This is a genomic window from Roseivirga sp. UBA1976, assembly GCF_002336325.1.
GTDB classification, from domain to species: Bacteria; Bacteroidota; Bacteroidia; order Cytophagales; family Cyclobacteriaceae; genus Roseivirga; species Roseivirga thermotolerans.
Genome location: NZ_DDDQ01000141.1, coordinates 21060 through 36748, shown reverse-complemented (window position 1 = coordinate 36748; position 15689 = coordinate 21060). Strand labels below are relative to the sequence as shown.

At 44.9% G+C, this 15689-nt stretch carries 17 protein-coding genes; 3 read left to right on the top strand and 14 right to left on the bottom strand.

The features are described from left to right. Positions 1 to 9 precede the first annotated feature (9 nt). A complete protein-coding gene (locus tag B3763_RS14200; protein WP_286747432.1) occupies positions 10 to 513 on the bottom strand; it encodes a hypothetical protein in 504 nt (167 codons plus the stop codon). A 131-nt stretch (positions 514 to 644) separates the two neighbouring features. On the opposite strand from B3763_RS14200, the gene B3763_RS14195 reads away from it, so the two are divergent. Beyond that, the gene (locus B3763_RS14195) at positions 645 to 1232 is read left to right on the top strand and encodes a 2'-5' RNA ligase family protein (protein ID WP_286747431.1); all 588 of its coding nucleotides are present in this window, start codon (positions 645 to 647) and stop codon (positions 1230 to 1232) included. On the opposite strand, the gene B3763_RS14190 is transcribed toward B3763_RS14195, so the two are convergent. From B3763_RS14190 to B3763_RS14180, 3 genes are read right to left on the bottom strand one after another with little or no spacing between them, the layout of a single operon-like run. After that, complete coding sequence (locus B3763_RS14190) at positions 1222 to 1731, bottom strand: YceI family protein (protein ID WP_286747430.1); 510 nt, start codon at positions 1729 to 1731, stop codon at positions 1222 to 1224. The two genes, B3763_RS14195 and B3763_RS14190, sit on opposite strands and share 11 nt — an antisense overlap. Next, a complete protein-coding gene (locus B3763_RS14185; protein ID WP_286747428.1) occupies positions 1715 to 2548 on the bottom strand; it encodes a DUF3298 and DUF4163 domain-containing protein in 834 nt (277 codons plus the stop codon). The genes B3763_RS14190 and B3763_RS14185 overlap by 17 nt, the downstream gene beginning before the upstream one ends. Next, positions 2545 to 3042 (bottom strand): DUF6702 family protein, encoded by a 498-nt coding sequence (locus tag B3763_RS14180; RefSeq protein WP_189628877.1) that lies wholly within the window; start codon positions 3040 to 3042, stop codon positions 2545 to 2547. Before B3763_RS14180 ends, B3763_RS14185 begins: the two co-directional genes overlap by 4 nt. A gap of 83 nt (positions 3043 to 3125) precedes the next feature. On the opposite strand from B3763_RS14180, the gene B3763_RS14175 reads away from it, so the two are divergent. Next, positions 3126 to 3707 carry a HupE/UreJ family protein gene (locus B3763_RS14175; RefSeq protein ID WP_189628876.1) on the top strand — a complete coding sequence of 194 codons (582 nt, stop codon included), beginning with the start codon at positions 3126 to 3128 and terminating at the stop codon, positions 3705 to 3707. 11 nt (positions 3708 to 3718) lie between these two features. Continuing rightward, complete coding sequence (locus tag B3763_RS14170) at positions 3719 to 6055, top strand: M1 family metallopeptidase (protein WP_189628875.1); 2337 nt, start codon at positions 3719 to 3721, stop codon at positions 6053 to 6055. 331 nt (positions 6056 to 6386) lie between these two features. Here B3763_RS14170 and B3763_RS14165 read toward each other — a convergent pair whose 3' ends face one another. The 10 genes from B3763_RS14165 to B3763_RS14120 form a co-directional block, all read right to left on the bottom strand. Further along, on the bottom strand, positions 6387 to 6992 hold the full coding sequence (locus tag B3763_RS14165; protein ID WP_286747424.1) for a YkgJ family cysteine cluster protein: 606 nt from the start codon (positions 6990 to 6992) through the stop codon (positions 6387 to 6389). An 89-nt stretch (positions 6993 to 7081) separates the two neighbouring features. After that, positions 7082 to 7726 carry a hypothetical protein gene (locus B3763_RS14160; RefSeq protein ID WP_286747422.1) on the bottom strand — a complete coding sequence of 215 codons (645 nt, stop codon included), beginning with the start codon at positions 7724 to 7726 and terminating at the stop codon, positions 7082 to 7084. Between the two features lie 103 nt (positions 7727 to 7829). After that, positions 7830 to 8588, bottom strand: a complete 759-nt coding sequence (locus B3763_RS14155) for a LytR/AlgR family response regulator transcription factor (RefSeq protein WP_189628872.1) — start codon at positions 8586 to 8588, stop codon at positions 7830 to 7832. Next, on the bottom strand, positions 8585 to 9610 hold the full coding sequence (locus B3763_RS14150) for a sensor histidine kinase (protein ID WP_286747419.1): 1026 nt from the start codon (positions 9608 to 9610) through the stop codon (positions 8585 to 8587). The genes B3763_RS14155 and B3763_RS14150 overlap by 4 nt, the downstream gene beginning before the upstream one ends. A gap of 20 nt (positions 9611 to 9630) precedes the next feature. Next, positions 9631 to 10320, bottom strand: a complete 690-nt coding sequence (locus tag B3763_RS14145) for a hypothetical protein (RefSeq protein ID WP_286747417.1) — start codon at positions 10318 to 10320, stop codon at positions 9631 to 9633. Between the two features lie 12 nt (positions 10321 to 10332). Then, positions 10333 to 10977, bottom strand: coding sequence for a hypothetical protein (locus B3763_RS14140; protein ID WP_286747415.1), 645 nt, complete (start codon positions 10975 to 10977; stop codon positions 10333 to 10335). Between the two features lie 104 nt (positions 10978 to 11081). Next, positions 11082 to 11519, bottom strand: coding sequence for a DUF2141 domain-containing protein (locus B3763_RS14135; protein WP_286747413.1), 438 nt, complete (start codon positions 11517 to 11519; stop codon positions 11082 to 11084). A gap of 10 nt (positions 11520 to 11529) precedes the next feature. Further along, positions 11530 to 13692 carry a TonB-dependent receptor gene (locus B3763_RS14130; protein WP_286747411.1) on the bottom strand — a complete coding sequence of 721 codons (2163 nt, stop codon included), beginning with the start codon at positions 13690 to 13692 and terminating at the stop codon, positions 11530 to 11532. 174 nt (positions 13693 to 13866) lie between these two features. Continuing rightward, positions 13867 to 14607 (bottom strand): LytR/AlgR family response regulator transcription factor, encoded by a 741-nt coding sequence (locus B3763_RS14125; protein ID WP_189628867.1) that lies wholly within the window; start codon positions 14605 to 14607, stop codon positions 13867 to 13869. After that, positions 14604 to 15659: a sensor histidine kinase gene (locus B3763_RS14120; protein WP_286747409.1), complete on the bottom strand. Its 1056-nt coding sequence runs from the start codon at positions 15657 to 15659 to the stop codon at positions 14604 to 14606. The genes B3763_RS14125 and B3763_RS14120 overlap by 4 nt, the downstream gene beginning before the upstream one ends. Positions 15660 to 15689 lie beyond the last annotated feature (30 nt).

The window sequence follows — 15689 nt, the reverse complement described above, 5'->3', positions numbered from 1 at the left end:
TCCAAATCTTTAAGGAGAAGAGGGTTCAAAAACTATGGCTTTGGAGTAACGACCATTCTCACCAGAGGCGAAAAACACCTTGTTTTCTGAAAGTTCCACCAGCTCCATTACAAAAAAGTGTGAATAGAAAAAGCCTCCGTTTTGCTCTGCCCTTCCATGCTCAAGAAATACCCGCCCGCTTTGCTCGTCATACGTATAGTTTACAGTGGCCGATTCCGCAGTAGCGTCAGGCCAAAAGCATCGTACACTTCCAAGGCTCACTTCCACCGCAGTGGTATCGCTGCTAAACGTGTAGAGGTCGTCTTTGTAGCAATTATTAAAGCGGCTAAACTCGGTTTGGCTGTAGTTTTCATAAACCACCGATACCTTCCAGGTGCGGCCACTTTCTCCATGTAACGTTTGTAGTTGGTCTTTGGTAAATTTGAGCTCAGCCACAGGGGCATCGTCTGACTGGCAGGCTACGAGAAAAAGAAAAAATACAAGAGTGCCTGCAATACAAAAAGCCTTCAACATATAGGGAAATTTACCAAACGCCTGTAGTCAAATTACATGCCAACAATGGCCTTACATCTGGTATCAGGCAACTTCTTATGTACAATACGTTCTGAAATGTAATAAAACGTTCGGGTTTTATAACTTCGTTGTTGAAGAGTGAGCTTCAGCAAAAAACCATTAAGTCATTCCCGGAATTGAAAGCAGGCGAGTACCGATATTTTCTGGCCATAATACCTCCCCTAGAGTTATGCGATAAAATAGATAGCATTAAGCAAGAGTTTGCCGATGCTTACGGTTGCAAGGCTGCATTTCGCTCTCCTCCACATATTACATTGCACATGCCTTTTCAGTGGCGCGAAGCCAAAGAGGCCAGGTTGTTTGAAGCCCTCCGCTCGGCCGGTCAGTTTGAGCCTTTTACTATTAAGCTCAATGGTTTTGGGGCTTTTGAGCCTCGCACCATTTTTATCGAGCCGGAGCCTTGCCCTCCTTTAATGAAAATGAACGAGAGCTTACTGCAAGCCACAAAAAGAAAACTGCACCTGTTTCATGCAGTTCATGCCGGGGGTTTTCATCCACACATTACGGTGGCTTTTCGCGATCTCAAAAAAGCTCACTTTACAGAAGCCTGGCCCGTCTATGCATCGCGAGTCTTTAAGGATGAGTTTGATGTAAAAAGTTTTTGGCTGCTAAAACACAATGGCAGTCGATGGCTGCCCTATGAGGAGTTTAGTTTCTGAGTTTTATGGAAACTCTAACTTCATCGCCTAAAATCAGATGGTTGCGCCCCACCCCAAAGTCGCGCCTGTTCAGCACAAACGAAACCGAAAATTCTTTCTGTCCTCCATCTCCATGGCTTATCAACAAAGGGGTGGTTATTGGCCGTATGGTGTTTTTTATATTAAGCTCACCCTCCAGTACATAATCAGCGCCTTGCTTGTACACTTTGGTAGACTTAAAAGTCATTTTCGGGTAGTTCCCGGCATCAAAATACTTGGGCTTGAGCAAGTGCCTGTCGCGGGCTTTTATGCCGGTATCTATGGATGCAACATCTACCTCTGCTCTAAAAAAGGCGCTTTCAGGCTGCTGTCTATCAAACATATACTGAATGGATGAGCTGCGAAAAGTGCCCTCTACTGGAATACCGGCATTGTTTATGGCAAAGCGTACCTCAAGCTCCTGTGCCTGAAGAGAAGCGCAGGCCATATATAGCAGGAAAAGGCTAATTCTTATACCCATCAATTACACTGCCGTCTGCTATAAGGTCTACAAAATCTGTCAGTTTTAACTCCAGCTCGGTAGGTCCTACAGAATATGGGGCTATTTCGTAGGGATTGAAATAAAAAACGAGGCTCTTGTTAATGATCGCAAAGTTTTCATTGAGGCTAAACTGCCCCTCATCGAACCAAAATCCCCCTTCCTGAAGGCTCATTTCAGGAGGTATTTCGCGGGTCATGCGAAACTCAATTTCGGCTGCCGGATAGAGTTTGGCCTCGTAGTTTTCTACCAGTAGCTGATCGAGGGTAATGGGGTCTCCGGTGCGCAAATCGTAGCTTCTATACACCTGGCCAGAGTTGGGGTGAGCTCCTCCTGTGTAGGAATATACCGTGGTGGCTACACTAATGAACAGACTGTCTTGGTAAAGAATATCGCTATTCACCTCAAAAACCCAGGCGTTATTATAATCAGGGAAATCGCTGATCATGCTTGTATAGTCTGCATTGAGCTCTTCTTTGAGTTCTTTAAAGCTGCCCGGTTTGTTGCTAATAAATGACGAAGAGAGAATGTCTTTCTCTATATGGTAATTGAGCTTCTCCGCCACAGACTGAGGCACAAGACCGGTAATTACCGGAAACTCTACCTGAAAAATAAGGCATTGCCTTTGAGCACTGTCACTTTTGCAAGGGCCCATCATCTCTGTAAAGGATGAAATCTCGTAGTTCACAAACTTGCGAATAGCCTTCGGCTCAAGCGAGGTGTTTTCCGGGGCTTTCTTTTCGAAGGAACACGCAGCCACTAAGACCGCCAATACGAAAAAGCAGAATACTCTCTTCACTGATTAAATTTAAAGGTTTTGATGTTTCTGTTTTTATCGAGACGATAGCTGTAAACTTTGCCCCTCACTTTAAAATGAACAATGTTCTGCTGATCGTCAAACACATCCATTAGTGCAAGGTTAGACAGCTCCACTTCTTTCAGAGCTTCAACACCTTTTATCTCGTAATAGCACCAGCGGGCATCGCCCTCCAGTTCCGAGCCCACATAATGAATGCTCTTTTCTTTTCCATTCACCACAAAGAAAACCTTTTGTTTTAGGTAGCTGCCAATAAGGCTATCTAGCCGTGCCCCATCTTGCGGATCTACGGTATCAACCGACTCAAGTCCGTGAAAATCAGCCAGTGCGTCTTCCAGATCGTCTGAAAATATACGCTGGCTTACCTGTATAGATTTTGCCTGCGCATTGTACTCGACATCTACCACACTCACATGAAAAGGATGAAACCCACTGAATATCAACAAAAACACCAAATGTGTAAGCTTCAATTGCATGAACAATACTTTTTTATGCCCATTCAAAATTAAGCTTTATTATTGCATTCCTAGGAAGTTGTTGGACACATTGATATGAAAATATGAGCCAGTTTGGCACTTATCTCGAGGTAGGCTATAGACACATCATAGACCAGAACGCATATGACCATATTCTTTTTGTCATTGCATTGTGTGCTATTTACGTTGTTCAGGATTGGAAAAAAGTACTTATTCTGGTAACGGCCTTTACCATTGGCCACTCCATTACTCTAGCCCTGAGTACGCTCAACATTGTTAACTTCAGAACCGACATTATTGAGTTTCTTATTCCGGTAACCATTTTTATTACTGCCGTTTCCAACCTGTTTAAAAAACATGGTTCTGCCCCTTCTAAATTCAATAGCAACTATTTCTATGCGCTATTTTTTGGCCTCATTCATGGCTTAGGGTTCAGCAATTATCTCAAAAGCCTTTTGGGCAGGGAAGAAAACATATTTACACCGCTTTTGGCATTTAATGTAGGCCTCGAATTGGGGCAAATTTTAATAGTGGTGTTCTTTATAATCACCTCATTTGTTTTTGTGGGGTTGTTTAACGTGGCTAGACGCGACTGGAACATGATTGTATCATCGGCAGTGGCCGGGATAGCCATCATTTTAATGATCGAAACTAAATTTTGGTAAACTAAACTAACATGAAGAGAATCATCTATTCTTTGGTGGCTTTCTGTATACTGGGAGGCAGTGCTTTTGCCCAGATTGTAAACAGTAACCACGGAAAAAGATTTGAGCAGCTAGAACGAATGCTGCGGGACCCCAGCATGTACAGAAGTGCTTCCGGAGCTCCGGGGCCCAAGTACTGGCAACAAAGGGCCGACTACAAAATTGAAGCGACCCTGAATGATGAAAATCAACGACTGGATGGCTACGAAACCATTACTTACTTTAACAATTCGCCAGATCCGCTGACCTACCTGTGGTTGGCATTGGACGAAAACGTAAGACATCCGGACAACGATTCATACAAGTTTGACGAAAGCAGCATCAGACCCAGAATGACCTATGACCAAATTGACGCTCTTGATGGGCACGACAACGACTGGGGATTTCATATTACAGAGGTTACTGATGCCAAAGGCAGCCAGTTGCCTTACACCATCAACCAAACCATGATGCGAATAGACTTGCCTCAGGTACTTAAACCGGGCGAGAAAATATCGTTCAACATTCGCTGGTGGTACAACACCACCCCTAGAAACGAATCGGGAGCACGTGGTGGTCATGAGTATTTTCCGGAAGACGGCAACTATATTTATACCATTACGGGATGGTTTCCACGCATGGCGGTTTACTCCGACTTTCAGGGCTGGAACAACAAACAGTTTACCGGCCGTGGTGAGTTTGCCCTCACCTTTGGAAACTACGATGTGAAAATGACAGTACCGTCTGACCACATTGTTGGCTCAACCGGCTGGTTGCAAAACCCTAAAGAAGTGCTCAACGCAGAGCAACAGAAGCGATGGGCTCAGGCTCAAAAAACCTTCGATGAACCGGTGAAAATTGTAACTCTCGAAGAAGCCAAAGCCAATGAAAAGGAAAAAGCTTCAGGCACTAAAACCTGGCACTACAAGGCAGAAAATGTGAGGGACTTTGCTTGGACATCTTCCAGAAAGTTTGTTTGGGATGCCATGGCTGTAGACATTGAAGGCAGCGAAAAGCACCCAATGGCTATGTCTTACTACGCCAAAGAAGCCTATGGTATTTATGAGCGTTACTCTACCAAAGTAGTAGCTCACACGCTCAAAACTTATTCTAAATACACCATTCCTTATCCTTATCCTGTGGCAATTTCTGTAGAGGCTTCGAACGGAATGGAGTATCCAATGATTTGCTTTAACTATGGTAGAACTTTGCCTGACGGTACCTACTCAGAGTCTACCAAATGGGGTGCTATTGGTGTAATTATTCACGAGGTAGGGCATAACTTCTTCCCTATGATTGTGAATTCTGACGAACGCCAGTGGACCTGGATGGATGAGGGGCTTAACACTTTTGTTCAGTATTTGACAGAGCAGGAGTTTGACAACAACTACCCTCACCGAAGAGGACCTGCCTATAAAATTGCGCCTTACATGGCTCTGCCCAAAGACCAGTTGGAACCCATTATGACCAACTCAGAAAACATAATAGGTTTTGGCAACAATGCCTACGCCAAGGCAGCCACTGGTCTCAATATTCTGCGCGAAACCATTATGGGTCGCGAACTGTTCGACTTCGCCTTTAAGCAATATGCACAGCGTTGGGCCTTCAAGCACCCAACTCCTGACGACTTGTTCAGAACACTGGAAGACGCTTCTGCGGTAGATATCGATTGGTTCATAAGAGGTTGGTACTTCACCATAGACCATGTAGACATTGCCATTGAAAACGTGAGATGGTATAAGCTAGACACCAAAAACCCGGAAATAGAGTATCCCATTGCTGCTGCCGAAGACGCTTTGGAAAATACCGATATAGCCGATAGTCGAAACCGCGAGGAAGGAATGAAGTTCTTAGTGGAGGAAGACCCCAAGCTTCAGGACTTCTACCATACTTACGATGAGTTTGAAGTAACCGAAGAGGCGAAAAGAGCTTATCAGAGATTTACAGCCTCCCTTTCGGCAGAAGAGAGAGCACTGTTGGGCGATAATAAAAACTTCTACGAAATTGAGTTTACCAACAAAGGCGGACTGGTAATGCCGCTAATCATTGAGTGGACTTATGTGGATGGTACTAAGGAAGTGGAGCGAATTCCGGCCTATATATGGAGAAAGAACGAAGAGCACATTACCAAAGCCTTTATGAAAGATAAAGAGGTGGTGCAAATTAGACTGGATCCTTACAGAGAAACGGCCGATACGGATGAAGACAATAACTACTTCCCGAGAGTAAGCAAGCCTTCTCGATTTGAGCTGTTCCGCTGGGGCGGTGGTGGAGCCAGAGGACAGTCTACTGGTTCTAACCCTATGCAAAGAGCCAACGGAGGCAACTAAAAACACCTAAACCGATATTGAGCGGGGGTGTCTTAAAAACCTTCAAAGCTCGTCATTCTGAATTTATTTCAGAATCTATGAGTTGGATTATCAGCGATATAAAGACCCTGAAACCTGCCTTTGCCGCGGGCAGGCAAGTTCAGGGTGACGCTAAGTTGGTTTTTTAAGACACCCTCGTTTTTTTATTCTGTAACTCTCCCAATTCATTGAAATAACTCCAGGGAAGCCTCTGAAAACTATTGGGAGAAATTGAATGGAAACATAGGATAGTTTCCTCTCCTGTATAGCGCCATGCCTCTATACAACCGGAGCTCACCCGGTAATAGAAAAATTAAGCAATGAGCTTTCTTTTCAAAGAAGGTCTTCTACGGTAGGCATAGTAGGCCATTACGTACTCAATAGCTTTTCGAATGGCCTCATTGATTGGGTAGCGGTGTGTGCCTAAGTCTGGGTCTATGGAACGGATTCTAAAATAATAGTCGCTCATCATTGGCACTTCGTTGCCCTGAATGCTCAAGGCCTGCGCATGAGCCACCTTTTCCGGCTGGGACTCCTTAATAATCTTACACGTAACGTACTTAGGCTCTCCGTTTTTTCCTTTCATGGCCGAATAGCCAAAAAGCCTGCAAATTAGCCCCCTGTGTACATACTGGCTGCAACTGCCTTTGTCCAGGCTGAGCGGCTTAGGTGCAAACAGAAGACAATACGACTGCGCATTGGCCAACTGGGCATAGGCTTCATCAATGCGTCTGGTCAAAAATAAGTCGAAAGCCAAAGGAAGAAACTCCAGAGGGGTAGCCTCAATATCAGGCTTAAAGCAACATTTGCCGCAGCCTGCCAGGCAGTTGATTTGGGTAGTCTTCTGAAAGGACCTGATCTCGATATCGAGTGCAGCAAAAACCCGTTCTACTGCCCTCACCTTGCGAACAACCGACATAAAAAGCGCGCAAATATATTGGCTTTTTCAATAGACCAATTGAATACGCAAGAGAATTGTTTGAGGAACCTAAAGCTTAAAGGCTTTTTCTATTTCAACCGAAAATTCAGCCGCCTGGCTTTTGGGCGTGTAAAATCGTCTACCACCGGATAAAACAAGCCCACATAGCGCTTGCGCTTTTCCTGAAACAGGTAAATGATGCCTAACTCTACTTTACCATGGGCTTTATCTATTGCATACTCAACCACTTGCAGCGGCTCCAGAGTTGTTAAAAAAAGCTCTTGTCCCGGAGTGGCCGTGTTCACCGCGTAAACTGTATCTTTTTGAAACAACCACCGCTGTCCATCAAACACATGTTCATCGATCGAGAGCTCTAGTTGAGCTTTTGCAGGCAGAGTAGTTAGGCTCAAACCACTTTCTACTTTGAGAAAAGTGTATTCTGTAGGCACAGCGTCTATAGTAGAGCTAAGCACTATTTCATCTGTACTTAACCGACCATACAGGGTATCTCTCTGTCCAAACATCAGCAGACTATCCTGAATTATCCGCCATCGCCAGTTTTCGTTGCCGTCCCAGGAGTAGCTTTTAGCTGTTCGGGCATCTCCAAACTGCAGTACCATCAGGCCGGGAGTATACACCTCAGAAGAGTCGAAAGGAGTGCCTTTGTCAAAAACAAGTTCGCCTTGTTCCATAGTGGCCGAAAGTACCGGTTGGCGGGCTTTGCTGTAGGCCATCACCCACGTGCCAGAGGGCTGTTGGCGGGCTATAAGAATGGATGAGAATAAGAGTAAAGAGAGAACCAAGCCTATACGCATACACGAAAATAGAGCTTATCGTCTACCGATCAAGCCACTTTTTAAAATCCTGCACCCTTTCGCGGCTCACAATGGCATCCATGTCGTCTGCCTGCCTCAACATAATGCGCAAGCGGCTGTTAGAGTAGGTAATAATGTCTTTTATGGCTCGCATTGAGACAAGGTATTTACGGCTGATCCGAAAAAACTCATCCGGATCTACCAGACCCTCCACTTCTTCCAGAGTAAAGTCAATGATGTATCGTTTGCCGCCTTCCGTTACCAAATAGGTGGCTTTTTCCTGACTGAAAAAATAGGCTGTGTCTTTTACAGCAAGGGTATGAATATGCTCCCCTACTTTCACCACAAAGCGCTCTTTATATTGCCTGGAGAGCATTTTCATAGCTTCCTGGAGCATATGCATATTGGGAACAACTGGGCTTTTGTCTTCAAAGTTTTTATGAAACTTGGCCAATGCCATTTCCAGTTCTTTGGGGTCTATGGGCTTGAGCAGATAGTCTATGCTGTTGACCTTAAACGCCCTGATGGCGTACTCATCGAAAGCTGTGGTAAATATGATGGGTGCTTTAACGCTTACCTGATTCAGTATCTCGAAACTTAAGCCATCGGCCAGCTGAATATCGAAGAACAACAGATCCGCTTCATTGACTTTAAGCCATTTTACGGCTGTTTTAACGGAGTCTAGTTGATCAAGTATTTCAACTGTCGGCTCCATCTTCTTCAACAGGGCTGACAGCCGCTTGGCGGCCATAGACTCATCTTCTACAATTAAAACCTTCATTCTGAAATGCTTAAAAGTGGAAGTTTAACCCTAAAATAACTTTCTGTTTTCTCTACCACCACGGGCTTGTCGCTCAAAAACTCGTAGCGGGCCTTAATATTGGCCAAGCCCATTCCTGAGCTTTCTTCAGTAGGAATATTCTTAATCTGCAGATTGTTCTCCACCACCAGCATGTCTTCTTCTACTCTAATGGAGATGGTGAGCGGTTCATCTTTAGCTATGGTATTGTGCTTAATGGCATTTTCGAGCAGCATTTGCAAAGCAAGAGGCGGTAGCATCCGGTTTTCAAAACCGCTCACGCTGGCTTCAACCCTTAGCTTGTCATCGAAGCGTATATGCTGCAGAAAGAGATAAGATTCTACAAATTTCATTTCTGTTTCAAGGCTCACTACCTCCTTAGATCGTGTTTCCAGCACATAGCGATATACTTTGGACAACTGCCGGATAAAGTCGGCTGCCAAGTCCTGATCTTCATAAACCAGATTGGTAAGTGCGTTGAGTGAATTGAACAGAAAGTGTGGGTTTACCTGATTTTTAAGTGACTCGTACCGGGTAGCCATTTGCTCTTTCTTTAGCCTTTCGGCATCGAGCGCGGTTTGTTTCCAGTTGCGTAAAAACTCCGCAGCATTGAGAAAAAAGCTAATGACAAACGTAATTCCGATAGAAATAAGGGCTATTGTCCCTACGTTGTCAACCTTAATGTTCAAGGTCCACAATGCCATAAGGTACAGAAAGTATACCGCAGCAGGAGAGTAAACCAGTACTCCCACAATGCCCCAGATAAACCGTTTGAGTGGGTTTTCGAGCCAGGAGATTTTAGAACTCAGGTAATCGGACAGGTGGCCGTTTCCCTGCCACAAGAACACCCACATGAGCCCGGTAAAGGTCATAGAGAAAATTTCTTTTTCTATTTCCCATATACAACTGAAACACCACAGAAATGAGGTAAATGAGCCGAAGAAGAAAATAAGAAAGGTGTTTCTAAGTTCGGTCTTCCAGTTCAGGTTTTGTAGGTAGCCCATCAGATAAATCTAACTAAAAATCAATTGTTGCCAACGGCATATTTGCCGACTCTAAATTTCTTTCGATACTTATTGGCCCAGTAAGACACTAAGGGCAACCCCACCATAGCAGGAAACACCCAGGGCACCCAGCTCATAGATGACGGCAGGTCGAAGGCTCTTCCGTTCTGAACCAAAAAAGCTGTAATGCTGGCTATAAGCGCCCCACACATGGAGTTCATATGGGCAAACCACCACCACATTTTTTCTGCCTTATGCACAGTTCTGAATCCGTTAAAGTTGAGCCAACCGGTTTGCATGGTAAAGAAGCCAAAAAACAGGCACAAATAGCCCAATACCGAAGCCCATTCATACTGCCACTGGTAGTAAAGGCCCAACCCCATACTAAACAGACCAAAGGCCATGGTAAGGCATGCGGCCAGCCAATCTATAAAAAGAGGCTGAAGCGTCTTTCTCAACGTCAGCACGCGAACTCCGGAAAAAGTCATATACCAACTAAATACGGCTATCACCATTAGAAAGGCGCTGAACCGCACAAAAGAAATGAGCAGTATTGCACTAATGAACACCCAGAACATAGACCAGTAAAATACCCGGCCTGACAAGCGGTGCCACCAGCCACCTTTCTTTCCCAAAAAGGCAGCCAGCAAGCCCGAAAGAAGGGAGGCACTACCGGCCACCACATGTGATATTATTAAGGCCTTTTCCATGGGTTCAAAAATCTATTTGCCACACTGGCTCACTATTTCTTCGGCCACTTCTTTCCCCCATGCAGGATCAAACGACTGTGCTGAACCAGAGCTCTCAAAGAGTTTAAGTGCCTGGCTGGCCTGGCCACAGGCCTTTTCTGTAGAAGAACCAAAAAATTGAGCCATGCCCATTTCCATTTGGGCCAGAAAGATATTGGCCCTTGGGTTTTTGGGGTCTATCTGCAAAGCTTTACCAAAATATCGCATGGCTTTTTGTGATAATGACTGTCCTCGATTGGCAGGGTCGGCCGAAAGCTCTATCATGTATTTATAGCCTTGCAGGGCCACTACTTCCGAGTTATCCGGAGAAGCCTTATCGGCCGCATCTATAAAGGCCTGGGCCTTTTGGGTATACTTGTCTTTTTCAGCCACTCCTTCAACCCTAAACGAAGCATTGATGTTGGCCAGGGCGGCATAGTAATGCGGGTGCCACTGGTCTGGCATGGCCGCAGCTATGCGCTCAAAATGAGCGGCAACTGCCTGCAGTTCTTCCAGGGTTTGAGCGGTTGCCAGTTGACCCAGACCCTTGCCCATAGCCTGCTGGTATGCTTGTTGGTTTTGAGCTTTGAGAGCCACTGTGGCTACAACAAGCCCGATAATGAGTATAATCTTTTTCATGTTGTTTTTATTATGAGTCTAAACTAATGAGGTATAAAAGGCTGATAAAAAGAAGGCTACTGAACTGTTGATTTTTACTGACCAACTGTAGAGTAACCTCAGGTTTACCGAAGCAGGTAAATCAGGTCTATGGACTGAACCGTATTTTGCGTGAGCTTAAAAGATGCCTCACCAAAACTGGGCGGTCCCATTTCTCCTTCGGCATTGAGCGAAAAGCCATAGCCCTCTTTGGGCATTCCGTTTTGCGCATAGTCCATTTCCTCATTGCCGTTTTCATCGTGCATTACAGCAATAGCATACTCTCCTTCTTTGAGTCCCTTAAATACAACTTCTACACTAGACCCTTTTACTTCTACATATTTGGACTGAAGTCCATCGCCTTCGGGAAAATCGCCATGGCGGTCGAAGAGTCCTATGGCAATATATCCGTTGCGGTTTCTGATGCCCTCTACCTGCACCGTGAGTTCATAGCCATTGTCTTGTGTGGGGGTAGTAGGCAAAGCAAGCATAATGCTTAATAGAATGGTGAATACTGTTTTCATAATTTTTGACTTAAAGGTTATCTAACTGATTGTTTTTCTGATCTTTAGTGAGTGTAATAAATAGGCCTACAAAGAGAAACCGTTTGGCGCCCTGCCCTATTGGGCGGCCCTCGTATACGCCTTGGCCGTTAGGTTGGCTGGCATATTCATAACCAAATATGTTTTCGCGCCCCAGCAGGTTAGAGGAAGAGCAGTAGAGAATAATGTTCTGCTTAATAAGTACTGCAGCATTCACACTAATGTCTTGAAAGCTGGGTGTTTGACTATTCTGAAAGCCGGGCTTGTTAGGGTTGGTATAGGCCCTTGGCGAAGCATAGTTGAATGTGGCCCCCACCTGAGTGCGAAGGGGGTCTATCATGTGCTTAATAACCACCGATAGGTTATGAGACGAAATGAATGATGGGGTTGCCTTTTGCTGAAAGTTCTTATAGTTGCGTTCGGCATCCACATAAGAATAAGACACCCAGTAGTCTGTATTCTTTAGGGTTTCATTGTCTCTCCAAAACACATCAAACCCTCTTGCAGAACCTTCGCCCATATTGTTGTAGTTGTTTGGGTTAGTATCGCGTTCGGTGCCAAATTTCACCAGGTTGTCATAGTTCTTCAGGTAGGTTTCTATTCTGAAAATTCTGTTGTTACGAATGTGTTGATAGTTGAGAATATAGTGTGTAGCCTGTTCGGGTCTTAAAGCCGGTTGAATAGCGCTGTAGTCGTTTTGGGGAGCTTGTACAAAACGGCCATAAGCCAAAGAGAATTGACCCTCCTGATTGAGCTTATACGACATGGCCACCCGTGGGCTCAGAAAGTTCTGATGGGTAAGGCTGGTATACTCATTTCTAAGTCCAACTCTTACCACAAACCGGTTGGAAGCAAAGTAATCGGCCTCTACAAAATTGGCTAGCAGGTTTTCTTTGAAGCTTGTTTTAGAAGCACCCTCACCCACGGGTTTTACCCTTCTCAGGTATTCACGGCTAAACCAATCGGAGCCCATGTTGATGGAAAGCTTTTCGGCAGCCTCCCACTGAAGAGTTATTTTGGAATGCATACCCAGCTCCTCGCCTGCCAGCTGATGGCTGTTAAAAGCCAGAAAGTCTTTGTTGCTCGTGAGCGACACTCCACTCTTCAGTGACCACCTGCTGCTGAGTACATCGCGGTAGCTCGCGTTTAGGTATAGGTACTTGTTTTCAAGGTCTAGCGTATCTTTTCGGTTCGGGCTGTCTAAATTGGTCTGGCGAATAATGAAGTCTGACTGATCGGTATTGAAATACACTTTAAGCAGGCCTGTTTGGCTTACCTTATGCCTAAATACCAACTCCGTAACGGTGGCGTTTGGAGCTTCTTCCCAATCAAAGTTCTGTTTTACCAAATCCTGATAAGGCCTTAGGTCTGTCACCTGTACTTTGGCAGAAAGGCTGGTGTTCTCCCAACGCTTGGTGTAGGCAGCATCGGCTCCTACCGACATCAGTGATATATCGGCCTGAGATTCATCGGGTAAATCGTTGGAGTTAAGGGCCAATACGGAGGAGAGGGCTTGTCCGAATTCGGCCGAATAGCCGCCCGTGCTAAAAGTTGTTCCTTTGAACAAAAACGGGCTAAACCTTCCTCGTGTAGGCACATTGGGCACGGTGGCTCCAAAGGCATTTCTAACCTCCAAACCATCAATAAACACCTTGGTTTCGTAGCCTTCGCCTCCTCTTACAAAGAGTCGCCCCGACTCGCCTACAGTGGCTGTTCCCGGTAAGGTATTTATAGCTCCCATAATGTCGCCAGCAGCACTGGCGGTAGTCACTATATCGAGAGGTTTTAGTACTGTTACCTTTTTAACATCGCTGGCCTCATAAGCTCCGGCCGTAATGGTTACGCCATCAAGCTTATTAATAACTTCTTCCAGCACAAGCTCTACTTGCACCGGGTTACCATTCAATTCTACATCCAGTTCAAGGGTTTTGTAGCCTACAAAACTGGCCACCAGAACGTGTTTACCTTCGAGAGTGCTGCTAAAAGAAAACTGACCATCGCTTTTACTTACGGCACCATCGAAACTATTCTTAATGTAAACATTAGCTCCGGGTATTGTCTGTTGCATTTTGTCTAAAACCCTCCCTTCTATGGTAGTTTGTGCGTAGGCTGTTCCTACCAATAGAAAGAAGAGCAGTGTTGTGAGTTTTTTCATAACCGTTGGGCTTTTGATAAACCAAAGGTGGTTTAAGCCTTGGGGTCAGGGAAAAATCTCTTACTGAACCGTAGTATTAGGAGGATGAGTTGTAAAAGTGGGGCTGTTGGGAAGGTAAATTAATTATACGCGTTGTCAGTAACTCATACAGAGTTTTAGCTTTTCTATATGTGTTCAATACCTCAGTACCTCTTTTAAGCGACTGTGCCCGCTTCTACTCACTGGTAGTTGCTGGCCATTTTTGAGGTAGAGTATATAGGAGTCTTTCTCGTATAGCTCCAGTTTCTCTATGTGCTTTACATTGACTATGTGGGAGCGGTGTATACGCACAAAGTCATCGGTAGGTAATCCGTTTTCCAGGGCTTTCATGCGCATTAGTTTGAGAAATTTACCCTGATCGGAATGAATGGCCACGTAATCGTCTTGTGCTTCGAAATGATGTATTTGTTTGAGCGAGAGAATTTGAATTTTGTTGCCTGTTTTCACCACCATCCGATCGAGCGTATCCTGCTCAGCCCGGCTTTCTTGCAGTTTATCGAGCTTTTGTTTTTGCTCCGACTGCTGACCTACTCTGGCAATGGCTTTTTTAACAGCTTCTTCAAAGCGCGATTCGGAATAGGGTTTAAGCAAATAATCTACTGCACTCAGCTCAAAAGCCTTTATGGCATACTGGTCAAACGCGGTACTAAAAATAACCACAGGCGGATTATCTATAAGCTCCAGCATTTCAAAGCCCGTAATCTTGGGCATTTGAACGTCCAGAAAAATAAGGTCGGGGCCATGCTGCTGAATGGCCTTAAGTCCCTCAAACCCATCGGCACACTCCGCTATCACTTCTATCTGATCAAACTTTTTGAGATAGGCCTTAATGAGCTCTCTGGCCAGGCTTTCGTCATCTATAATTATTGCCTTCATGAATCCGCTGTTGTTTGAGGAATGTCTAAACGTACCGTGAAAATACCATCTGTTTTGCTAACCTCCACCAACTGGCTCACTCCGTAAATAAGTGCCAACCGTTCTCTCACGTTCTTCAAACCTATTCCTTTTCCTTTTCTTGACACGGCTTCGGGGTCATACTCATTGCTCACCTGAATTTTGAGCAGGCTGCCCTCTCTCCAGGCCTTCAGTTGAATGGTAATTTCTCCAAGGCTCTCATATATGCCGTGCTTTATGGCATTTTCAAAGAGTGGCTGAAGGATGAGGTTAGGCAGTTTGTTGTGCTTTACCTCATCAGACAGTTCCTTTTCTACCCTTAGTCGCTCGCCAAACCGTACTCGCTCAATGTCCAGATACAGCATGATATTGTTGATTTCATCTTCAACGGTGTTCATCTGGTCATTCTCTTTACCCAGAGAGTAGCGAAGAAAGTCCGAAAGTTTTATCACCATTTCCCGGGCTCTATCGGGGGCAATAAGAGTGAGTGAGGAAATGGAATTGAGGCTATTGAATATGAAGTGGGGGTTTATCTGCGACTTGAGCATTTCCAGCTCCGAGCTTTTGAGCATAGTCTCTAGCTGTGCCTGTTGTTTAGATCGCGTGTTAAGATCGTCATAGTAAAGTATGAGATAGTAAATAAGCACCACAATGGCATAGTATAACACTCCCAGTGCCCCTCTCAACGGCACAGAAGAGGTAAGGAACTCTTCATAGAACTCATCGTGAATAAGAGAAAGTATAATAAACTTAAACACTACCACACCAACTACTATGGAAATAGCTGCAGCTGCTAAGTGACTCACCAATTGGTTTACCAGTTGAGATTTATCGAAAGTGCTATAGCGCACATTGAACCAGTAAGCCAGCCCAAGCCCCATAAAAAGAGCATTGAATACCAATGAGTCTAACAATGCGGTTTGCCAGTCGAGCCCGTAGAAATTATACAGGGCAAAACCAAAAACAAAGGCCACAAGCAACCAGGTGCCCAAATAGGGAATGAAGTTTCTGTTTTTTAAAAAGGGATGCTGCATAAAAAAACCGCCCGAAAGCGGAATTTAGTA